The organism is Zunongwangia pacifica (assembly GCF_023499215.1).
GTDB classification, from domain to species: domain Bacteria; phylum Bacteroidota; class Bacteroidia; order Flavobacteriales; family Flavobacteriaceae; genus Zunongwangia; species Zunongwangia pacifica.
Window position 1 is genome coordinate 22,127 of sequence record NZ_JAKHSK010000011.1, and the last position, 21,388, is coordinate 43,514.

A 21,388-nucleotide genomic window follows, 5' to 3' on the forward strand; every position below is an offset into this window, starting at 1 on the left:
TAAAACCTAGCTATGCTAAAACATTTTCGCCAAAAAAACCTATCAACTACAGTGCTTTCTAAGTTAATTATCCATTTAACCTATTCTTAAAAAAATAAAACTTAATTGATTTTTTCAACTATATCTAAAATCTTAAAGGCTTAATTATCTGTTGCCGAAAGATGATTTATTTTCTGGTCATTTGTTTCTAAAGGTTTCGGATAAATAGTAATGAATTCGCGATACAGTATCCAGCTAAAGAAAACAAGAAGGATAAAGATTACCAGTCCTATTTTTCGATTAAAGGAACGTATTTCTTTTTCCAATTGTTTCTGCTGCTCGTCCAGTTGCGCTATTTTTTTATCCTTATCCATTACCCGGTTTCTTGTAGCTGTTTCTTTCGTTTCGCTTCAAGCTCTAAACGCTCGTTTTTCTTTTTCATAGCTGCGGCCCAAAAAAGATTTTCAATTTTCTCATGCTCTTTTTTACCAGTATAAACCAGTGAAAAGAAAGGCCGGGAATAAGGTTCTCCATTTTTTTTGGTAATTCCTTCATCAATAGCTAAATCCATCACATAGGCAATATGGCCGCGCTTTCCCAGCTCTTCTTCTAATAGTTTTCTATGCTTTTTTGTAATCATACGTATCAATTGTGTATAGGTTATGGCTTTTATCTTACATTTGTAACACAATGGTAACATAAGGGTAGAGCAATTTACAAACTATTTTACTCATTGACAACTATTTTACCTAAAAATATCATGTATTGAAAACTATTCACCGAATTAAAGCCTTTATAGACTATATGGATATTAGTCTGAACAGCTTCGATAAAAGTATCGGGAGGCCTGCAGGATATATTGGAAAACAAATAAGAAGCGAAGCATCCATAGGATCAGATATTCTGGAAACTATATTACGTACTTATCCAAATTTAAGTCCGCAATGGTTAATATTTGAAGAAGGTGAAATGCTAAGGGAGAACAATAGTACAAAAGAGTTTATCTCTGAAGAACCTAAAAAACACTACGGTAGGGAAGACTATTTTGAAAACCTGCTCTTAGAATATCTGGAAAAAAAGCCGGTGAAAGAAAAAATACTAAAACTAATCAACAATAAAAAAAAGTAAATTAAGGCTTCATAAAGGTAATAAATATGCCGCTTTATAGAGGAAGTACTATCCTTCTACTTTTCCTAAGTATTGAATTTTCAAAATCTAAAGAACCGCTTAGATTATAAAAATGTATTAGTATTCGTATAAAAAGGGCTTTCTTAAATCTCTAACTAAAAAAATTGCTCATCCATAAAGCAAACTCAACCGCTTCGGTACAAGCCTTAAAACAGTCTCTTTTTTTAATAACCTTTAGTGCTAAAATATCGAATTTTATAAGCATTTTTGCGAATATCTATTAATCCATATAACTTAATCTATTTTATCATTTAAAAATGAAAACTTTTTACTTTGTTCTACTAAGCCTATTCTTATTTTCCTGTGGAAATGACGATGAGGTTAAAGATTACCGGGAGGTCAATGATCAGCAAATTCAAAAATATTTAGAAGCCAACAATCTGGACGCTCAAAAATCGAATTCTGGTTTATATTATATCATTGAAGAAGAAGGAACAGGCGCTCAGCCGTCAGCGAAGAGCCAGGTTACGGTAGCCTATAAAGGCTACTTTTTAAACGGAAATATTTTTGATCAAAGTAACGCTTCAGGAGTCACCTTTGGCTTACAGCAGGTTATCCCCGGCTGGACAGAAGGTATTACCTATTTTAAAGAAGGTGGTAGTGGCAAATTGCTTATTCCCTCTCATCTTGGTTACGGCTCTGATGATAGCCGCGGAATCCCAGGAGGATCGGTTTTAATTTTTGATATCAAACTTCTGGAAGTTAAAGAACAAAATCCATAAGGGCTAGCCCATAACGCATGTATTAGAAAAATGTTTTTTATTTCCAGGCATATTGGGAAACGACCAGAGCATTTAATCTCGATGATCAGATAAATAAATTTTTTAATCATCTTCAATCATAAATTCCCATTAAAAAGGTCGAAACTTAAAAAGTCTCGACCTTTTTAAGTTCCGACCTTTTTACTTCCATTTTTGATGCAAATATTCGACAAAAATTAAAGTTGTTTTTCGATAATTTCGCATCGCTTTTCTATACCATTATTTTATATCTTTAGAAGGTAATATCTAATTTAAATTATCCTAGTAAGTCCCTATGAGCAGAACATATTCTATCGCTGTTATACAACTAAACCTTAATGACAACGCGGCCAATAATCTTGCAAAATGTAAAGATTGGGTAAAAAAAGCGGCTAGCGAAGGCGCTCAGGTTATTTGTTTGCCCGAATTATATAGCAGTCATTATTTTTGCCAAAGTGAAGATGTAGATAATTTTGCGCTGGCCGAGCCACTTTACAGCACTTCCTTTACCGCTTTTAGTAGTTTGGCAAAAGAATTAGGGGTAGTGATTATCGTTCCTTTTTTTGAAAAAAGAATGGCCGGTATTTATCACAACAGTGCCTATATTATCGATAATGATGGTACTGAAGCCGGACTTTATAGAAAAATGCATATTCCAGATGACCCTCATTTTTACGAAAAATTCTACTTTACTCCCGGTGATCTTGGTTTTAAAACCATTGCTACCAATATTGGGCAAATTGGCACATTAATTTGTTGGGATCAGTGGTATCCAGAAGCTGCACGATTAACCGCATTACAGGGCGCTGAAGTTTTATTTTACCCCACAGCCATAGGCTGGCACCCTTCTGAAAAGGATAAATATGGCGATAATCAATATGGCGCCTGGATGAATGTAATGAAAGGTCATGCCGTGGCTAACGGCACCTATGTTGCTGCTGCTAACCGTATTGGTATCGAAAAATACTTACCAAATACCGATGGTATCGAATTTTGGGGAGCTTCCTTTATTGCCGGTCCACAAGGCGAAATCCTGGCACAGGCCTCTCACGATAAAGAAGAAATTTTAATTGCAGAAGTCGATTTGGACCATCAGGAAAATGTAAGGCAAAACTGGCCATTTTTAAGAGATCGAAGAATTGACTTTTATGGCAATATCACTAAAAGAGCGATCGATAAATAAGCTATGAAAGCTGCACGTAGATTTCCGGCAGAATGGGAGAAACAAAAAGGAATTTTACTTTGTTTTCCCGAAAATGGCAATGACTGGCCAGGCAAGTATCACGCCATCCAATGGGCGTTTGTAGAGTTTATAAAAAAAGTAGCGCAATATGAAATGGTTTACCTTATTGTAGCCAACACTAAGCTTCAGGATAAGGTTATAGATATGCTGGAAAGAGCTCATGTAAATCTGGAAAACCTTCAGTTTATTATTCAGAAAACCAACAGAAGCTGGATGCGGGATTCGGGACCAATAATCGTAGAATCTGCTAATAAAACACCTGAAGCAATCAATTTTAACTTTAATGGCTGGGCAAAGTATAAAAACTATCGGCTGGATAAAGCAATACCCGGTATCGTCTCACAAAATTTAGCTATTCCTTTAACCGTGGCTACCTACAAAGGCAAGCCAGTGATCTTAGAAGGTGGTGCTATAGATTCTAACGGTAAAGGCACTATACTTACTTCTGAAGAGTGTTTACTACACCCTAGTGTACAGGTAAGAAATCCCCGGTTTACCAAAGCAGATTATGAGGTGGTTTTCAACGAATATCTGGGAGTTTCTAATATTATTTGGATGGGTAACGGAATTTTAGGCGACGATACCCACGGCCATATCGACGATCTTTGCCGATTTGTGAATCCAGATACCATTATCACCGTGGTAGAATCTAATAAAAAAGATAAAAACTATACCGCATTAAAAGATAATTTAGAGCGATTAAAAAACGCGAAACTGGAAAATGGTAAATCACCAAATATTGTAGAACTCCCTATGCCTAAAAAACTGATGTTTGAAGATTTGCGTTTGCCTGCCAGTTATGCCAATTTTTTAATTATTAATGGTGCTGTTTTAGTGCCTACCTTTAATGATCCTAACGACAGGATTGCACTAAATATTTTGGCCGACTGTTTCCCACAAAGGGAAATTATTGGACTTAGTGCCATAGATCTTGTCTGGGGATTTGGTACCTTACATTGTCTAAGTCAGCAATTATTTTAGACCATAATTATTGTTTGTAGAAAAATATTTGAGTTTATAATCTTCCTAAAACCGATATTACACAAAAGGCCTTCTAAAAATGAAGGCCTTTTCGTTTTTTATCAAGTTCTTCCGCAGAAAAAAATCTAAACAACTGACTTGCAAAAATTTAAAATTTCGTTCTCTTTTTTTAGTATATTCGATGGAGTACAATAAATTATAGTATATGTTATTATTAAAAGATTTAAAGCTATTGCTTCCCTATCACAATAGCTAAAAATAATACTTCCCCATATCATCAATCAACTTCAGTCATTATGAAAAAAAGAACAAAAAGTGTATTAAAATATCTACTGGAATTTTTAGTCGTTGCGTTTGGTGTATTTTTAGGAATTTATATCAACGAATGGCAAAAGGAAAATAATTTAAATTCAGAAAAAGAAAAGTCTATTAATTATATCAAAAAAGAAATTGCACAAAATAGAGAACAACTTCAAACGGCAATCGAATATCACAAATTTATCGCTCAGGAGCTCGACAGTATTTCTGAACATTTAACTATGGAAGATTTTTATAAAACCTATCTCCAAAATAACAAATTTCAGTATAATCAAATAAAAGGCTGGCGTGGCATCTATGTGGCAAGAGTGGAACAAACCGCTTTTGAAAGTGCAAAATTAAGCGGAATAATTAAAGAATATGACTTTAAAGATCTTCAAAATATTACCAAGATTTACAATATTCAGGACACCTATAATAATTTTGGTATTTCGTTAACCAACAGAATGCTTAATACCAATTCATCTTCAAAAGTGGTTGATATTTATATTGTTATACAACTAATCACAACAGATCTTCTTAGCTACGAACAGGAATTGTTAGAAGAGATTGATAAATTTTTATAGAAAATTTTAGGCCCGAAGGTAATTCCTGAAAAACTAAACGTTCTTTAATGGATCAAAAACCTTATGGAAGCCCGGTCGGTATAATCTAAAACTATTACCATTTTGAGTGATTGCCATCCTATGATTGAAGCTTTAGAATTAAGCAAGAAATGAGGGATTAAATACTGTTATATCTAAACGCTCCTGTAATTTTAGCTTTTTAACTTTTTCCTGAATAACTATCTTTGGAAAGCCTAATAAAATTGCTATGAGAAGTCTTATTTTAAAGCGCCCTTTGGCGTTTTTCCTATTTATTTTTTTCAGTTTTCATTCGCCTTTTTCGTTAATTGATGATTATCAAAACGCTGTAAAGGCCCAAAATAGTAATTCTACAGGAACTTCACCTTCTATTAGCTCTCAAGATCCGCTAGGCCGTGGGACTCCTCGTGGTACCGCTTCAGGATTTATTAATGCGGTGGCCGATAAAAATTACCAAAAGGCTGAAGCTTATTTAAATCTGGAAGATGTAGAGGATGTAAAAAAGAATACAGAGATCGTTAAAACCCTAGAAAGTCTGCTAAATCATAATGGATATTTATATCCCTATTCCTCGATAAGTAATGAAAGTACCGGAAAATCTAATGATGGTTTATCTTCATCTATAGAGCGGGTGGGCATCTTATCGATTAATGGTGAAGAGATGGATCTTACGCTAGAAAAAATAGCTGGTCCCGATGGCGCACCAATTTGGTTATTTTCAAAAAATACGGTAAAATTAATTCAGGGAATTGATATTCGTTCTTTCAATGCTTCTGGTACGATCGAAACTTTGCTTCCTAGTTTTTTAAAGCGGTGGAGTTTTGGCGGAGCCGTAATTGGCCATTGGATTGCCATGTTTTTAATAGGCCTTTTATCGTATTTATTTGCCTGGGCTTTTGTAATTATTACAAGTAAAATCATAAAAACCTCTTGGAAATCGGCTAATCATGAACCCGTTTCTAACATTATAAACGCCATAGCTTTTCCGCTGCAACTTTTTTTAGCGGTGTGGTTATTGGTTTATGTATCTAATCAAATGGGAGTTTCTATCGTAGTAAGGCAAAAATTTAGCTGGCTGCCGGTTATTTGTACAATTATAGCTGCTTCTCTTTTACTTTGGCGTGTTACGCAATTTTTAAGTGATTTTAGCCAAAGGAAAATGAATTTACGCGGAAATGTCTCTGGTGTTTCGGTCATCCTGTTTTTAAACAGGGCTGCAAAAATGGCCATAGTAGTATTTGGGATCATTGCCATCTTAGGGGCCGTAGGTGTAGATGTGACAACAGGACTTGCCGCGCTTGGGATTGGTGGTATTGCTTTAGCATTAGGTGCCCAAAAAACGGTAGAAAATTTTGTAGGTAGTGTTACGGTAATTACAGATCAGCCGGTACGAGTTGGTGATTTTTGTAAAGTTGGTGAAACCGTTGGAACCATAGAAAATATAGGGATGCGGTCTACAAGAATTAGAACGCTAAATAGAACCATTGTGACCATCCCTAACGGGCAGTTTTCTTCTAGTGAAATCGAAAATTATGCGCATCGAGATCGCTTTAGGTTTTATCATATTTTTGAAATGAGGTATGAAACGACTCCAAATCAAATACGCTATTTGTTGGTAGAGCTTAGAAAAATACTTTACGCGCATCCTAAAGTAAATCCAGATCCTGCACGTGTACGATTTACCACTCTGGCCGCCCATTCAATCAATATAGAAATTTTTGCCTTTATCATGGTCATAGATTTCAATGAGTTTTTAGAGGTGCAAGAAGATATTCTGCTAAGAATGATGGATGTGGTTGAAGCCAGCGGTTCTGGCTTTGCATTTCCATCACAAACGGTCTATTTATCACGTGATAAAGGATTATCCCAGGAAAAATCAGATCATGCTTCTACAACGGTGGAAGAATGGAAAGCTAAAAAAGACTTACAAATCCCTAAATTTACTTCAGAAAAAATAGAGGCATTAAAAGATAGCCTCACTTATCCTCCTGAAGGAACCGCTGAAAATTCTAATCTATAGCCTTACTCATGTAAAACAAAAAATGGGATCTTCTTAAAATATTTTGGGGCTTCAGAAACAGGATAAAATAATAATTTATCGACGTAATTAAGATTTTTGCCCATCATCATAATAAGCTGTACATCTTTGCTCTTTACAAATAGCTGCATCGCATCCTGTAAAGAATCGTTGATGCTATAATAAAAACCATGATGAATGTCAGACAGTTGCTCTTTTAGGAAATCCCTGTTTGATTTTTGAGAGTCTGTAAGTGTTTCAGATTTTTTAGCGTAATAAAGCACTTTAAGTTTGGATTGGTGGCAATTGCTTATAAGCTTTAATCCCCTTAAAATTCTGGATTTATAAGTCACATAAAAATCTGTGGGAAAAGCTATATTTTCAGGTTTTTTATATTTTGCTTCCTCCGGGACCACTAAAATTGGGCATTTTATGCGTGAAATTACAGCGGTACTGTTTTTTCCCACCAGTGATTGCTGATTCAAATTTGCTCCACGCGTTCCCATAACAATCAAATGGATTTTACCATCTTCAATTATTTTTCTTAATCCCGGAATAAATGAGGTTTGTTGAATGGAAAATGAAAATTTATGAAACTTAGGATCGGCTATTTTTCGCAATCGATTTAAAAATGCCTGAAGTTCTGCCAAGGACTTTTTATTAGTGCTTTCTAGATCTGTCGCATATTCATCTATTATATGTGAAATGTGAAAATGAACCTCGCTCTTATTAAAAAAATTAACCCCATACACCATTGCATTCCAGGAGTTCTCTGAAAAATCTGTTGGTAAAAGTATATTGATCATCTCTCATTTTTTTGCAATTTTAACGTTGTTTCACTTGCAAAAATATGATCGGCGTCAGTTTTCGGTTATCTACCTAATAATTAATAACATAAAATGATGCATTTAACTAATGAAAATGCATCATTTTATAACAATTCAAATTAGTCATTTTAGCAGATTCTTTTTAGTCCACCATTTCTAGCCTTTCAAGATCTAAAACCCTAATTACCCTGCCTTCAATCTCTATTAGTCCTTCTTTTTTAAATGCAGAAAGTGTTCGTATTAAAGTCTCGATAGCAATCCCGGCAACACTTGCTAAATCTGAACGGGTAATCCTTATATCCTCTTTTGTTTTTTTGCCTAAAATTTCGGCAAACTGAAGTATCGTTTGTGCTGTTTTTTTGCGGACCGTACTATAGGCCATAATAAGCAACTGCTGCTTTATGAGCGACAAATTATCGGTAAGCATGTTTATTAATTCTAAAGAAACCGTGCTATTTTGCTCTAATATCTCCTTTAGTTTATATTTTAAGATCCTAACAACCTTAGTGTCTTTTACAGCTACGGCAGATTCCTGATGCGGGTAATTTTCAGCTAAAGAGGTAAAACCTAAAAAATCATCTGGTTTGTACAATGCTGTTACCAGTTCTTTACCTTCTTCGTCCCTTTGAAAAGTTTTTATGGTTCCTTCTAAAATAAGATAAACGTAATTAGAATGATCCCCGGCTTCAAAAATACTATCCTTTGCTTTAAATTCTTCTACTTCGCCCTCATCATCAAAGAAATTCTTTAGTTCATTTAAATTTCGAATATCATCTTCTGCATTATTACCATGGTTTATGCTAGGAGATTCGGCCACAAAAACCTGAGACACCAAATTGGCCTTTTTAAGCCTGGTTTCTATAACCTCGATCAATTCATCTTCATCAAAAGGTTTGGTAAGATAATCGTCTGCTCCCATATTCATGCCCCTTCGTATTTCCTTATGCTCTGTTTTTGCAGAAAGAAATATAAAAGGGATGTGATGCGTCTTGGTATTAGAAGATAAGCTTTGTAAAACGCCATACCCATCTACCTCGGGCATCATAATATCACAAATAATAATATCGGGAATATGTTTTATGGCTTTTTCGATTCCTATTTTACCATTTGGGGCCGTAATGACTTCGTAGTCTTGTAATTCTAAAATCTCAGCGGTATTTTCGCGTAAAACCGTATCGTCTTCTATAAGAAGTATCATAGTTTTTGGGGGTTATTTTAGTCGATAGTTGATATTAAATGTCGAGGCTCGTCCCGATCCCGATCGGGATGCCTCCAAATAAAAATAATTTTATAATAATTACCTCATTCACTTTTCCTGAGGTAGTTTACTTTTTTGGAATTTGTACATGAAAGGTACTCCCTACATCCTGCTTACTTTTAAACGTAATACACCCTCCTACGTTTTCCAAATGACTTTTAATAATATTTAAACCTATACCCGTACCCTGATTGGTTAATGCATTCTCTGCCCTAAAGTACCGGTTAAAAATATGTTTTTGTTCGTTTTCAGGAATTCCTATCCCCTGATCTTTTACCAGAATGTGAACCATGTCCTCCTTCTCGTAACTCTCAACCTCAATAACGGAATGCTCTGGTGAATATTTTATCGCGTTATTCACAAGGTTCGTTAAAATGAGCTCTAATATTTTGTCATCAAAATATAAAACGATATCATCAATTTGCTTGGGATACAAAATCTCCTGCCCTTCCTTAAGTAACATATTCGCATCATAGATTACCTCATTAAGGGTTTTTGTAAGCGGAAAATGAGAATATTTATAATTCACTTTACCGGTCTCTAAACGTTCTACAGATAAGAAATCATCTAAAATATTATTAAGGTATTTTACTTTCCCCGCAATAGTTTTTAGATGCTTTTCTCTTTTTTTCTGCTGTTCGGTATCGGTATATTTTCCAATAAGTGTGGTAGACGTTAAAATCCCGGTTAAAGGGGTTTTAAACTCGTGCGATACCATCGAGAGGAATTTGGTCTTTAATTCGTTTAATTCCCGCTCTTTACGCAAGGACTCTTTAATCTTATTTTCAGCAGTTTTTCTTTTAATCACCTCGTCTTCTAAATCTTCAACCGCCTTTTGTAATTCGCTGGTACGTTGTTGAATCCTCGACTCTAATTGGGTATTAAGCATTAATATTTCGTGTTCATGCTTTTTTCGAAGCGTAATATCAATGACCATGGCCATTACATAATGATCGTCCTCTAATTTAAAAGGATTAAGTCCCACCTCTACTGGAAAATTGCTACCATCTTTTCTTGTACCGAAAAGATCCCTGCCCTGCCCCATTAGCCGATGGCTCATATTCTGCAAGAACTTTTCCATGTGTACATGGTGGATCTCATGTTTTTTCTTGGGAATTAAAATATCAAGATGTTTCCCTTTTAATTCATTTTCAGAATAACCAAAAATAACATTGGCAGATTCATTGGTCGCTACAATAATCTGATTGGTGTCTACAACTATAATTCCTTCGGAAACTGCATTAAATAGAACTCCAAAAGTATTTTTGTTTATCGATTCGAAATTTTCCATACACAAAAATAAAAATTTAAGCGACATAACACGCCGTAAACATTAGTAAAACGTAGGAAATTTCATTCTGAAATGAGGTAAAGATTAAGGTGCTTTCTTGCAATTGGTAAACAAAAAAATGGCTTTTCGAAAAATCGAAAAGCCATTTTAAAATTATGTGTTTAAAGTTTAGGTCTTAGTCTAAAACTTCTACCGAAGTTGCCTGGAATCCTTTTGGAGAACGTTCCTTTCTATAACTCACTTTCATTCGTTCTGATAAAGGTTTAACCGACTCCTGATGATGTACAAAAATATTATCTCCCGTCATATCATCTTTTATAAAACCAAAGCCTTTATTTTCAAAAAATGAGATAACAACGCCCGTATCCCGGGTATCTGTTTTGGTCTCTCTTTGATAATTTAGGTCGATATCCTCTGCACTAACCTCTACTTTTTGCTGCTCATCTGGCGGCGTATCGGTAAGGTTTCCATTCGCATCTACATACGCAATCATGTCTTCAAAGCTTTTACCCTTATCATTTTCCTGCTTGCGCTCTTCCCTGCGTTGTGCTTTTAATTTCTTTTTTAATAATTTCTTTTTTTCTTTTTGTCTTTTAGAAAAAGTGTCTGCCATATATTAATTTAGATTATTATTCTTTTTTAATGCTGAAATAATTAAACATCAGCAAACTTTCTGAAGTTATTAAGCAACAATCCTATGATCACATTCTATTAAAAATCTTCGAAGGAAATATAAACAAAGGCTTTATGGACTCTGAGTAACTTTCAGTGATTGATTTAAAATCTTGATTATTGATTAATCTGAAATTGCCCGTTGTACTGAAATAAAAGTAAATCGGTTAGAAAATATCGGGCAAAAACCATCGAAATATGGCCAAATTTACGACAATTTTTCGAAAATAATAGGGTTTTAGAGATCTTTCTTCTACCTTCAGCCACAACAATGATTATACCGGGAAATTCTCATCAGACGATAAGTCACTGGAACATAAGGTATAAAAAAGAAAAAGGATGCAGCTCCTACAACTCCATCCCCGGCTAATTCTTTACATATTGACAATAAAAAAGGGGGTGTGACTATCATTTCAGAATTGCCCCCTCTTTTTCATATCAATTATTTACGACAAAGTTAAATTTAAGAATTATATTTTAAATCCATTCTATATTAACAAATTAATAATAATTTATTTCTAAATTATTAATTGCATAAAAAACAATTGGCCTAAAAAGCAAAAAAGCCTTAGTGGTTAGCTAAAGCTTTTTCTGTGTCGCTTAAAGTTGGAAATTATAAGGTTTGGTTAATCGCGACCGTAAAATCAACCTAATCTTCTTCAATAAATTTTAGACATACCAAAGATAAACGTAAGTTTTACAAATAACTCAATTTTTAAAATATTATTGCCATAACCGTACCATTTTTTCTTAACTATGATTCATAAAAAAGCCGGCGAATTGCCGGCTTTAAAATTCAGTTTTTCTTGGTCTTAGTATGCTTGGTTTTTCCTGTAATTGCCCAAAGCAAACCTATACCCGTTAAGATCCCTGAGAAAAAATAGATTTCAGTATGTCGCAAAAAATAGGTAAGCCCAAGTCCTGCGATTATAAATAAGATTCCTGCAATTCTAACTTTTTTCACTTTTAAAATTTAGTTTAAAAATTCTATACAAACAGGAGTGGGTACAGCAACAGGCTTGCCTATTGCATCTAATTCTCCGGTTGCTGAATTTATTTTATAAGCTTGAATGTCTCCAGAATCCTGATTTGCTGCATATAGATACCCTCCATCTTCAGCAATCGCAAAATTACGCGGAGTTTTACCATTGGTACTGGCATAACCTTTATTTTCTAAGGCACCGGTGGCCTTATCAATGCTAAAAATCGCGATACTATTGTGTCCTCTATTAGAAGCATATAAATAATCTCCCGAAGGGGAAATATGGATATCGGCACCACTATTATTTCCTGTAAAGTCTTCAGGAATACTGGAAATGGAATTTTGTAAGGTTAAACCTCCATTTTCTTCAACTTTAAAAGTGCTTACCGTACTATTCAGTTCATTCATACTATACGCAAATTTCTGATCTTTGCTAAACGTAAAATGTCTTGGACCAGCCCCTTCTAGTAAAGAAACCGATTCCTGCTCGTTTTTCTGAATAGTTTTTTCTTTCGCATCAAAATCATAAATCCAGATTTTATCCGCACCTAGATCACAAATATAAACGTGTTTATTATCTGTAGAAATTGAAACCGAATGGGTATGTGATTCCTTTGGATTTGGCATATCAAGCTGTAGATGTTTTTCTAAACTCCCATCCTGTTGTATGCGATACATCACTACTACCCCGCCCATATAATTAGAGACAAAAGCAAATTTATTAGTCTTATCTATTTCGATATGGCAAGGTGCAAAAGCTTCAGTAGACACTTTATCTACTTCAATTAAACTATCATTCTCTTTTACCTGAAAACTATGTATAAATCCCGATGCCGCATCTTTATCCCCTAATTCACTTACAGCATACAAATATTTATTATCACTGGTCAATTTTACAAAAGAAGGGTTTATCACTTCTGCAACTGTTTTACCTAAGCTAATTTCACCTGTTTCAGGATCTTGTTTTATGGTTAAAATCCCATCGGCTTTTCCATCTACATGACCTTCTTTCTTGGTATATGTACCTATAAAAGCAGTATTCATATTCGACATTTTTTCAGTATTTCCTGAAGCATCTTCTTCAGTATTACCTTTCTTTTCATTCTTACAGCTACTAAACGAAAGACCTGCAATTACAATTGCTACAGCCACTTTTCGGTTGATCATTTTGTTATGTTTGATTTAAATTATAAATTTTGGCCTACAGCCATTTTTTACGTTTAAAATAATAGAGCATTACAAAGAAAACGATAATCATCACTCCCCAAAGTACAAAGTAACTGTATTTCCATTGCAATTCGGGAATGTATTCGAAATTCATTCCATAAATACCGGCAATAAAAGTAAGTGGAATAAAAATAGAAGCCATAATAGTTAGTACCTTCATCACTTCGTTCATTTTATTACTTATCGTAGTCATGTACATATCCATTAAACTCCAGATCATCTCTCGATAAATATCAATATTTTCTGAGATTTGAATAATATGGTCTACAAGATCACGTAAATAATTGCCCGTATTTTCATCGATTATAGGATGATTAAGTTTTTCTAATCTTCCCAAAACTTCGCGTAATGGAAAAACAGAACGCCTTATCCTTACGATGGCCCGCTTTAATTCTTGTATTTCCCTTACCAGATCATCATCCTGATCGTTTAAAAAGATCTGATCTTCAAAACCTTCAATTTTTTCGCTAATATCCTCTACAACGATAAAATAATTATCAATTATCGCATCCAGTAAAGCAAACATCAAATAATCGGCATTTCGGTTTCTAATTCGACCTTTTTTCTGCTCGATCCGTTCCCGCACACCATCAAAAACATCGCCCCCGGCTTCCTGAAAAGTAAGCACATAATCCTGTCCCACCACCAAACTTATATGTTCTATTTGTAGCGTACCATCACCATTATAATAAAGCATTTTTGCCACTATAAAAAGATAATCCTGATATTCATCGATTTTGGGGCGTTGGTTCGTATTGGCTATATCTTCTAAAATTAGCGGATGAAGCTCAAAATACTTTCCCAGCTTTTCAATTTCCCCGGTATTGTTAAGTCCGTCGATATTAATCCAGGTAACTTTAGATTCATCTTCAAACTTTAAAGCATCCTGCGGATTTTTAGATGTAAAACGCTCGTAATGCTCTGCGTTATAATCGATAACATCCAATAAAGTTTCAGTAGATTGCTTAGTACCAACATAAGTAACCGTTCCCGGGATTTGGTTTAGCGCCTTACTTGATTTGGGACGTCGCAGGGAAAGGCGTTTTCTTTTGGTTTTAGCCATACAAGGTTTTTAATGTTAAATGTAATAATAATCCTTTAATACCGGTTTAATTTCAATTTCAGCTTTTGCGGCCTGCTTTCTTTTTTAACTTTGCAGTATGGAGAAACAGCAGCTGCTTAATACACTTAAAGAATATTTTGGGTACGATAGCTTTAGACCCTTACAGGAAAAGATCATTCGGTCTATTTTCGATGGTAAAGACAATCTTGTAATTATGCCTACCGGTGGCGGAAAATCTATTTGTTACCAGTTACCAGCCATTCTTTTACCCAAATTAACTATTGTTATTTCTCCGCTTATCGCTTTAATGAAAGACCAGGTAGACGGATTAAAAGCCAATGGTATTGAAGCCGAATTTTTAAATAGTAGTCAGGACGCAGCAGATCAGGAAAGCATTTTTCAGAAAATCGATAAAAACGAACTGAAATTACTGTATATCGCTCCTGAAAGTTTACAAATTTTAGATCGCTTTTTAACAGAGGAAAACATTAGTTTAATAGCCATCGATGAAGCACACTGTATCTCTAGTTGGGGTCACGATTTTAGGCCCGCCTATACACAGCTTGGGTATTTAAAGAAACGATTTTCTAACATCCCTATCGTTGCCTTAACGGCTACGGCAGATAAAGCTACACGCCACGACATTTGCCAGCAATTAAATATTCCCGAAGCCAAAAAACATATCTCTTCGTTCGACCGAAAGAACCTGAGTCTGGAAGTTCGCCAGGGCATCAAACGATTTGAGCAAATCATAAAATTCATTAAAAACAGGCCAGATGAAAGCGGCATTATTTATTGTTTAAGTCGAAAAAACACCGAAGAACTCGCTGAAAAACTTCAGCAAAAAGGATTAGATGCCAAAGCCTATCATGCGGGATTAAAACATGAAGAACGCGAAAGCATCCAGGATGATTTTATCAATGATAAAACCGAAATTATTTGTGCTACCGTCGCTTTTGGGATGGGAATCGATAAATCGAATATCCGTTGGGTAGTCCATTACAATATGCCCAAAAACCTGGAAGGCTATTATCAGGAAATTGGACGTGCCGGAAGAGATGGGCTGCCTTCAGACACCTTGCTGTTTCACAGTTATGCCGATGTGGTACAATTGCAACGCTTTGCCGAAAACACGAAAAATAAAGACATTCAGGTGGCCAAGTTAGACCGCATGAAGCAATATGCAGAGGCTCTTACCTGTCGCCGAAAAATTTTGCTAAGCTACTTTGGCGAGATTAAGCAGGAAGATTGCGGGAACTGCGATATTTGCAAAAATCCGCCTCAATTTTTCGACGGTACCGTTGCCGCCCAAAAGGCTTTGTCCTGCATCTACCGTTTAAAAGGGAAAGAACCCCTCACTACCGTTGTAGATGTTTTACGTGGTAGCCAGAATGAACAAACACTATCTAAAAACTATAACCGTTTAAAAACATACGGAATTGGACAGGATATCTCCTGGAATAACTGGCAACAATATATCTTACAGCTTATTAATTTAGGCTATGCTGAAATTGCTTTTCATCAGGGAAATGCCTTAAAACTAACCAAACACGCTAAAGATGTACTTTTTGAAGGTAAAAAAGTACATTTAGCGAAAGTACCCGACCGTAAATTACAAACGGCAGCTGCAAATAATACATCAGAAAAAATTGCTGCTGAAAACTCCCTTTTTGAGAAGTTAAGACAACTTCGACTCGCAATCGCCAGAGAAGAAGAAATCCCGGCCTATCTTATTTTTAACGACGCTACGCTAAAAGAAATGGAGCGTTCACGACCTATGACCGATGATGATTTTATGCTGATTAACGGGGTTGGGCGAAAGAAAATGGAAGAATACGGCTATCGTTTTATTAAAGAGATTATTGCTTTTTCTAAGCAAAAACGAACCCGAAAAAAACAGAAAAAAGGAAAAACCTATAAAATCACGGGCGAATTATACGCTGAAGGAAAAACTCTGGAAGAAATTGCCAAAGAGCGGGAACTTTCTGAAATAACGATTATGTCTCACCTGCTAAAACTTTATGATGAAGGCCAAAACATAGATTTAAAACAGTTTATAGGAAAAGTCGATCTGGAAGCGGTAAAAAAAGCAAAAAAAGAACTTGGCGATCCCGATAAACTAAAACCTTATTTTGAGCATTTTGAAGAAGCCATTCCGTATAACGATATAAAAATAGCCCTCAAAATTATCGAAAACGAGGATTAGTTTTTATTCAAAATGCATGTCGTTCAAGATAAGTCCGCTGGCCGGGGCACTGTAATCCATTTGTAGATGTTCATTCCCTTCTTTAAGGCTCTGCTCTATATCCTCTAAAGAAAATTCACCGCGTCCCAGCTGAATCATCGCGCCCATCATCAACCGTACCTGATGGCGCAAAAAGCCTTTCCCATGCACATGGAAAATATATGATTTCTGCGGAAAGAAATTTGCGGTATACAGGTTATTTTCTACAATTTCAGCCTTTAAAATTTCCCGTTCAAACGTGCTTTTTTCTGAAACCCGAACACAGTAATTCCTAAAATTATGCGTACCATTAAAAAGAGCTGCCCCCTGTTTCATCATTTCGATATCCAGATTAAACTGAAAATTCGCCATAAACGGTGCGCAAAACGGATGGTTTTTATTACCAAAAGAAAATAGATAGGCATACTCCTTTATCTTGGAATGCTGAATAATATTAAATTCAGCATTTACTGCCTCAATACCCGTTACTCGTATATCCTGCGGAAGATTAAGATTGAAAAGGGCCAAAAATTCCTCTAAATTTTCCAGCGGCTCTTCATCTACAAAAAGTTCGAATGCCGATCCGTTTGAAGAGACCATCGCATCAGTACGGCTACACCCCAAAATTTTATACTTGGCGTCTGGCATCACATAACGCAGGGTTTTGGTAATTAACCCTTCAACGGTTTTAAAATTAGGCTGTTTTTGCCAGCCATGTAAGCGATACCCTAAATATTGAACTTTTATAAGATAGTAATAACGGACTCTCTGCATTTCTGGATTTTGTTCAAAAATAGCAGAGTTTCATAGACTAGCCTAAAAATTGATTTTAAAACGGGGACAAATTCCCTTATTTTACGTGCCAAAAAGATATTTTTATTTTATAATTACAACTACTCCCAAGCGTTATGGGATTATTCCTATTTTTAGATCAACAGGAAAAATTGCTTCATACCTAGCAAATTTACTATCAATAAAAAATCAGCCTAAAATCTCATCATTATCACACTATTAGACGAAATAACCGGATTCCTGAACACCCCAAATTTATGGCACTCAGAAAAGTTATTCGGTCTGGAACCTTTTGAGCTACCAGCTAAAATCAAAGATTTTAAAAATGAGGTTTTACTTCAGGAAAATCTGGAAAATATTTTTGTACTGGGGAAACGGGTGGAGCGTTTTTTTGAATACCAAATTCGACAATCAGAACATTATCATTTAAAAATCTGTAATCTTCAGGTGATTAAAAACAAACAAACCCTTGGAGAACTGGATTTTATTGTAAAAGATAAAAATAACGGTCAACTTACGCATATAGAACTAGTGTACAAATTCTACGTTTACGACCCTAGTTTTAAAGAAGAGTTGGCCAGGTGGATTGGTCCCAATCGTAAAGATTCGTTGCTTGAAAAAGTAAATAAGCTTAAAACCAAACAACTCCCACTACTTTATAAGAACGCTACTCAGCAAATTTTAAATGTTCAGCATATCGCTACAAAATCGATAGCACAAAGAGTATGTTATAAAGCGAGTTTATTTGTTCCCAGAAATCTACAAAACAAAAAATTCATATCAATAAATAATGATTGCATTGTTGGGTTCTGGATTCATTTTGAAGAGTTCACTGAAGAGCAATTTAATGACGCCCAATTTTTTAGTCCGGGGAAACAATTTTGGCCGGTAGATCCCTCCAAAAATAAGCTTTGGTTTTCGTATTCAGAAATATTCTCACAAATCGAATCTTTTATTCAGCAACAAAGAGCTCCGCTGGTCTGGATGAAAACAGAAAATCATTACGAGAAATTTTTTATTGTTTGGTGGTGAAAGTGGGTGAAAAGTTTTAATAGGTAAATAAAATTTTGCCCATCAAATTAAAACATTTTCAAATTATCACATCATTAGCCTACAGCGCTGAAAAAAAATCAAAAAAAGCGTCTTAGTTTTTCTGTTAGCTTGTAACTTTGCCATCCTATTTTTTAGAAATGCGCGAAAAAGTAAAAGAAGCCATAAAAACATCCTATTTAAGCATAGCCGGTAATGGTATTCTTGCTTTGGGGAAATTCCTGGCTGGTTTTTTTGGTAATTCTTATGCATTAATCGCCGATGCCATAGAATCTACCGCAGATGTTTTTTCTTCCTTCTTAGTGCTTGTAGGACTTCGGTATGCCGCAAAACCGGCAGACGATAATCATCCCTACGGCCATGGTCGTGTAGAACCGCTTATCACTTTTGCCGTGGTTGGTTTCTTAATCGTTTCGGCTACCGTAATCGCTTACGAAAGTATCGAGAATATACGTACTCCGCATCAGATTCCAGAGCCCTATACATTAATCGTTTTGGTCGTTATTATTGCGATTAAAGAGTTTTTCTATCGATTTGTCTCTAAAAAAGGGGATGAGACCAATAGCTCTTCTTTAAAAGCAGATGCCTGGCATCACCGCAGCGATGCGATCACTTCATTTACCGCCTTTGTTGGTATTTCGATCGCTTTAATTATGGGAGATGGTTATGAAAGTGCCGATGATTGGGCAGCTTTGTTGGCCTCTGGATTTATTTTATTCAATGCCTATCTTATTTTAAGACCGGCTTTGGGAGAGATTATGGATGAGCATATGTATGATGATCTTATAGAAGAAATCCGTAAATCGGCTTATAGCGTAAAAGGGGTTTTAGGTACAGAAAAATGTTTTGTGCGCAAAACAGGAATGACCTTTCACGTAGATCTTCACATTAACGTAGACGGAGAAAAGACCGTAACAGAAGGCCATGATATTGCCCACCAGGTGAAAGATAAAATGCTACAAGATTTACCTGAAATTGCAGATGTTCTTATTCATGTAGAACCCAATTAATTTTTTATCTTACAAAGGTGAAAGCCGTTAAATTCTTCTGAAAAAAGCGGTTAAGAATCTCCATTTAGGCCAGGCTTTATTTTAAAACTTTATCTTTACTCGATAATCGAGATTAAATGCTTCGTGGGATTGCCAAGAAGATAGTTACTTAAAATTTATTTCATGGATCATAATTTAGCCGTCCTTATTGATGGGGACAATATACCTTCAGCATACGTAAAAGAAATGATGGAAGAAATCGCTAAACACGGTAACCCTACCATTAAAAGAATTTACGGAGATTGGACCAACCCTCATCTGTCTAAATGGAAAGCAGTATTATTGCAAAATGCGATTAGTCCCATTCAGCAGTACGGTTATACGCAGGGTAAAAATGCTACAGATTCTGCCATGATTATCGATGCCATGGATATTTTATATTCTAATAAAGTAGATGGATTTTGCCTGGTAAGCAGTGACAGTGATTTTACCAGATTAGCGACAAGACTACGGGAAGCCGGGAAAAGAGTTATAGGGATTGGGGAAAAGAAAACCCCAGATCCGTTTATTGTGGCCTGTGACCGGTTTATCTATCTTGAAATTTTAAAAACCAAAGACAAAGAAGAGCTACCTGAAGTTGTTAAAGGGAAACCCAATAAAAAACAGAGTGTGGATCGCTTAACACCCAGGGTAATTAATTTTATCTCTAATACCATCTCAGATGTTGCCGATGATGATGGTTGGGCATTTATGGGCGATGTGGGGAGTTTATTGCAAAAAAAGCAACCTAATTTTGATTCCCGTAACTACGGCTACCAGAAACTTACCCCAATGATCGCTTCTATAGATCAGTTTGAAATCGAATCCCGGGAGAACAACAATAACAGTAAGTTCAAACTTATTTTTGTTCGCAATAAAGAGTAGTACTAACTTTTATGTTAGCTAATTTGAAGTCTGAAATTGCTTAAAAACCAACAGCTTTTTCTAATTTAGATCAAAAAGATTATGAGAAGCATTAAGAAAATACATCAGGCAGATTGGCGCCCAATAGGCGATTTGGTCACTTATTCACCAATGCCAACAGCAAGCCTGCAAATGATCGATCCCTTTATTTTTCTAAATCATCACGGTCCACAGGTCTATCCTGAAAATAATAACGGACTCCCATTTGGCCCACATCCTCATCGTGGTATGGAAACCGTTACTTTTATTCTGGATGGTGATATTGCCCATAAAGATTCTGGCGGACATAAAAGTGTGATTGAAAGTGGCGGTGTGCAATGGATGACTGCGGGAAGCGGACTAATTCATGCGGAAGTTTCTTCGGAAGAATTTAAAAAGAAAGGTGGAGATCTGGAGATCCTTCAACTTTGGGTCAATCTTCCGGCAAAACATAAAATGGAAGCTCCTAAGTATATTGGCTTACAGAAGGATGATATTCCAATGGCTTATTCCGAAGATAAAAAAGTGAAAGCACAGGTGGTTTCCGGAGAGTTTCTTGGCGTAAAAGGTGCTTTTGAAACTTTTACCGATATTAACCTTTCTACCGTATTTTTTGAAGCAAATTCAGATTTAGAACTCGAAATTCCTGTTTCTCAGAATATTTTCTTTTACGTTATTAAAGGCCATCTTGAAGTCAATGGCAAAGCTATTACTGAAAGGCATTTGGTTGAATTCAATAATGACGATCCAAAACTTCAAATATCAGCCAAAGAAGAAAGCATTCTTTTATTTGGTTTCGCCACCCCTTTTGAAGAACCTGTAGTGGCTCGTGGTCCCTTTGTGATGAACAGCATGCAGGAAATCGAAGAAGCATACCAGGATTTTCAGGCCGGTAAAATGGGCCGATGGACAGAGTAAATTCGATCCCCCTAACCCCCGAAAGGGGGATTTTCCCTTTTTTTTATATTAAAAACTACGTTTTATAAAGAAATCTTGATTCCTGGCTCTTGTGTCTTAATTC

General features: G+C 35.7%; 21 protein-coding genes. 11 read left to right on the forward strand and 10 right to left on the reverse strand.

Annotated features, from left to right (window positions below; translation table 11 throughout):
* Positions 1-140: 140 nt before the first annotated feature.
* Positions 141-353, reverse strand: coding sequence for a hypothetical protein (locus L1967_RS09195; RefSeq protein ID WP_249601368.1), 213 nt, complete (start codon positions 351-353; stop codon positions 141-143).
* Positions 353-619, reverse strand: a complete 267-nt coding sequence (locus L1967_RS09200) for a hypothetical protein (protein ID WP_249601369.1) — start codon at positions 617-619, stop codon at positions 353-355. Before L1967_RS09200 ends, L1967_RS09195 begins: the two co-directional genes overlap by 1 nt.
* Positions 620-744: 125 nt before the next feature.
* Here L1967_RS09200 and L1967_RS09205 point away from each other — a divergent pair, with 125 nt between their 5' ends.
* From L1967_RS09205 to L1967_RS09230, 6 genes are all read left to right on the forward strand, one after another.
* Entirely contained in the window at positions 745-1,107 is a 363-nt protein-coding gene (locus L1967_RS09205) for a hypothetical protein (RefSeq protein ID WP_249601370.1), read from the forward strand.
* Between the two features lie 317 nt (positions 1,108-1,424).
* A complete protein-coding gene (locus L1967_RS09210; protein ID WP_249601371.1) occupies positions 1,425-1,889 on the forward strand; it encodes an FKBP-type peptidyl-prolyl cis-trans isomerase in 465 nt (154 codons plus the stop codon).
* Positions 1,890-2,202: 313 nt separating this feature from the next.
* On the forward strand, positions 2,203-3,090 hold the full coding sequence (locus tag L1967_RS09215) for a carbon-nitrogen hydrolase (RefSeq protein WP_249601372.1): 888 nt from the start codon (positions 2,203-2,205) through the stop codon (positions 3,088-3,090).
* Positions 3,091-3,093: 3 nt separating this feature from the next.
* Positions 3,094-4,131: an agmatine deiminase family protein gene (locus L1967_RS09220; protein ID WP_249601373.1), complete on the forward strand. Its 1,038-nt coding sequence runs from the start codon at positions 3,094-3,096 to the stop codon at positions 4,129-4,131.
* A gap of 296 nt (positions 4,132-4,427) precedes the next feature.
* Positions 4,428-5,015, forward strand: a complete 588-nt coding sequence (locus tag L1967_RS09225; protein ID WP_249601374.1) for a hypothetical protein — start codon at positions 4,428-4,430, stop codon at positions 5,013-5,015.
* A 247-nt stretch (positions 5,016-5,262) separates the two neighbouring features.
* On the forward strand, positions 5,263-7,053 hold the full coding sequence (locus L1967_RS09230) for a mechanosensitive ion channel family protein (RefSeq protein WP_249601375.1): 1,791 nt from the start codon (positions 5,263-5,265) through the stop codon (positions 7,051-7,053).
* A gap of 2 nt (positions 7,054-7,055) precedes the next feature.
* On the opposite strand, the gene L1967_RS09235 is transcribed toward L1967_RS09230, so the two are convergent.
* The 7 genes from L1967_RS09235 to corA all read right to left on the reverse strand — a co-directional run bounded on the left by L1967_RS09235 (position 7,056) and on the right by corA (position 14,370).
* Positions 7,056-7,856, reverse strand: coding sequence for a universal stress protein (locus L1967_RS09235; RefSeq protein WP_249601376.1), 801 nt, complete (start codon positions 7,854-7,856; stop codon positions 7,056-7,058).
* Positions 7,857-8,019: 163 nt separating this feature from the next.
* The gene (locus L1967_RS09240) at positions 8,020-9,075 is read right to left on the reverse strand and encodes a response regulator (RefSeq protein WP_249601377.1); all 1,056 of its coding nucleotides are present in this window, start codon (positions 9,073-9,075) and stop codon (positions 8,020-8,022) included.
* Positions 9,076-9,202: 127 nt separating this feature from the next.
* Positions 9,203-10,426: a PAS domain-containing sensor histidine kinase gene (locus L1967_RS09245; RefSeq protein ID WP_249601378.1), complete on the reverse strand. Its 1,224-nt coding sequence runs from the start codon at positions 10,424-10,426 to the stop codon at positions 9,203-9,205.
* A 175-nt stretch (positions 10,427-10,601) separates the two neighbouring features.
* Positions 10,602-11,039, reverse strand: a complete 438-nt coding sequence (locus L1967_RS09250; RefSeq protein ID WP_249601379.1) for a cold-shock protein — start codon at positions 11,037-11,039, stop codon at positions 10,602-10,604.
* 855 nt (positions 11,040-11,894) lie between these two features.
* A complete protein-coding gene (locus tag L1967_RS09255; protein WP_249601380.1) occupies positions 11,895-12,062 on the reverse strand; it encodes a hypothetical protein in 168 nt (55 codons plus the stop codon).
* 9 nt (positions 12,063-12,071) lie between these two features.
* Positions 12,072-13,247 (reverse strand): lactonase family protein, encoded by a 1,176-nt coding sequence (locus L1967_RS09260; RefSeq protein ID WP_249601381.1) that lies wholly within the window; start codon positions 13,245-13,247, stop codon positions 12,072-12,074.
* Positions 13,248-13,281: 34 nt separating this feature from the next.
* Entirely contained in the window at positions 13,282-14,370 is a 1,089-nt protein-coding gene (gene corA / locus L1967_RS09265; protein ID WP_249601382.1) for a magnesium/cobalt transporter CorA, read from the reverse strand.
* A gap of 97 nt (positions 14,371-14,467) precedes the next feature.
* Between corA and recQ the strand changes: the two genes are divergently transcribed.
* Entirely contained in the window at positions 14,468-16,576 is a 2,109-nt protein-coding gene (gene recQ / locus L1967_RS09270) for a DNA helicase RecQ (RefSeq protein ID WP_249601383.1), read from the forward strand.
* 3 nt (positions 16,577-16,579) lie between these two features.
* Here the strand turns inward: recQ and truA are convergent, their stop codons facing one another.
* Positions 16,580-17,368: a tRNA pseudouridine(38-40) synthase TruA gene (truA, locus tag L1967_RS09275; RefSeq protein ID WP_249601384.1), complete on the reverse strand. Its 789-nt coding sequence runs from the start codon at positions 17,366-17,368 to the stop codon at positions 16,580-16,582.
* Positions 17,369-17,752: 384 nt separating this feature from the next.
* Here truA and L1967_RS09280 point away from each other — a divergent pair, with 384 nt between their 5' ends.
* From L1967_RS09280 to L1967_RS09295, 4 genes are all read left to right on the forward strand, one after another.
* Complete coding sequence (locus L1967_RS09280; protein ID WP_262917432.1) at positions 17,753-18,418, forward strand: DUF1853 family protein; 666 nt, start codon at positions 17,753-17,755, stop codon at positions 18,416-18,418.
* Positions 18,419-18,576: 158 nt separating this feature from the next.
* The gene (locus tag L1967_RS09285) at positions 18,577-19,446 is read left to right on the forward strand and encodes a cation diffusion facilitator family transporter (RefSeq protein WP_249601386.1); all 870 of its coding nucleotides are present in this window, start codon (positions 18,577-18,579) and stop codon (positions 19,444-19,446) included.
* Positions 19,447-19,608: 162 nt separating this feature from the next.
* Complete coding sequence (locus L1967_RS09290) at positions 19,609-20,349, forward strand: NYN domain-containing protein (RefSeq protein WP_249601387.1); 741 nt, start codon at positions 19,609-19,611, stop codon at positions 20,347-20,349.
* Between the two features lie 81 nt (positions 20,350-20,430).
* Entirely contained in the window at positions 20,431-21,285 is an 855-nt protein-coding gene (locus L1967_RS09295) for a pirin family protein (RefSeq protein ID WP_249601388.1), read from the forward strand.
* The last annotated feature ends 103 nt before the right edge of the window (positions 21,286-21,388 follow it).

Coding starts and splice junctions, on each gene's coding strand:
- L1967_RS09195 (WP_249601368.1), bottom strand. CDS start 353: ATGGATAAGGATAAAAAAATAGCGCAACTGGACGAGCAGCAGAAACAA.
- L1967_RS09200 (WP_249601369.1), bottom strand. CDS start 619: ATGATTACAAAAAAGCATAGAAAACTATTAGAAGAAGAGCTGGGAAAG.
- L1967_RS09210 (WP_249601371.1), top strand. CDS start 1,425: ATGAAAACTTTTTACTTTGTTCTACTAAGCCTATTCTTATTTTCCTGT.
- L1967_RS09215 (WP_249601372.1), top strand. CDS start 2,203: ATGAGCAGAACATATTCTATCGCTGTTATACAACTAAACCTTAATGAC.
- L1967_RS09220 (WP_249601373.1), top strand. CDS start 3,094: ATGAAAGCTGCACGTAGATTTCCGGCAGAATGGGAGAAACAAAAAGGA.
- L1967_RS09225 (WP_249601374.1), top strand. CDS start 4,428: ATGAAAAAAAGAACAAAAAGTGTATTAAAATATCTACTGGAATTTTTA.
- L1967_RS09230 (WP_249601375.1), top strand. CDS start 5,263: ATGAGAAGTCTTATTTTAAAGCGCCCTTTGGCGTTTTTCCTATTTATT.
- L1967_RS09235 (WP_249601376.1), bottom strand. CDS start 7,856: ATGATCAATATACTTTTACCAACAGATTTTTCAGAGAACTCCTGGAAT.
- L1967_RS09240 (WP_249601377.1), bottom strand. CDS start 9,075: ATGATACTTCTTATAGAAGACGATACGGTTTTACGCGAAAATACCGCT.
- L1967_RS09245 (WP_249601378.1), bottom strand. CDS start 10,426: ATGGAAAATTTCGAATCGATAAACAAAAATACTTTTGGAGTTCTATTT.
- L1967_RS09250 (WP_249601379.1), bottom strand. CDS start 11,039: ATGGCAGACACTTTTTCTAAAAGACAAAAAGAAAAAAAGAAATTATTA.
- L1967_RS09260 (WP_249601381.1), bottom strand. CDS start 13,247: ATGATCAACCGAAAAGTGGCTGTAGCAATTGTAATTGCAGGTCTTTCG.
- corA (WP_249601382.1), bottom strand. CDS start 14,370: ATGGCTAAAACCAAAAGAAAACGCCTTTCCCTGCGACGTCCCAAATCA.
- recQ (WP_249601383.1), top strand. CDS start 14,468: ATGGAGAAACAGCAGCTGCTTAATACACTTAAAGAATATTTTGGGTAC.
- truA (WP_249601384.1), bottom strand. CDS start 17,368: ATGCAGAGAGTCCGTTATTACTATCTTATAAAAGTTCAATATTTAGGG.
- L1967_RS09285 (WP_249601386.1), top strand. CDS start 18,577: ATGCGCGAAAAAGTAAAAGAAGCCATAAAAACATCCTATTTAAGCATA.
- L1967_RS09290 (WP_249601387.1), top strand. CDS start 19,609: ATGGATCATAATTTAGCCGTCCTTATTGATGGGGACAATATACCTTCA.
- L1967_RS09295 (WP_249601388.1), top strand. CDS start 20,431: ATGAGAAGCATTAAGAAAATACATCAGGCAGATTGGCGCCCAATAGGC.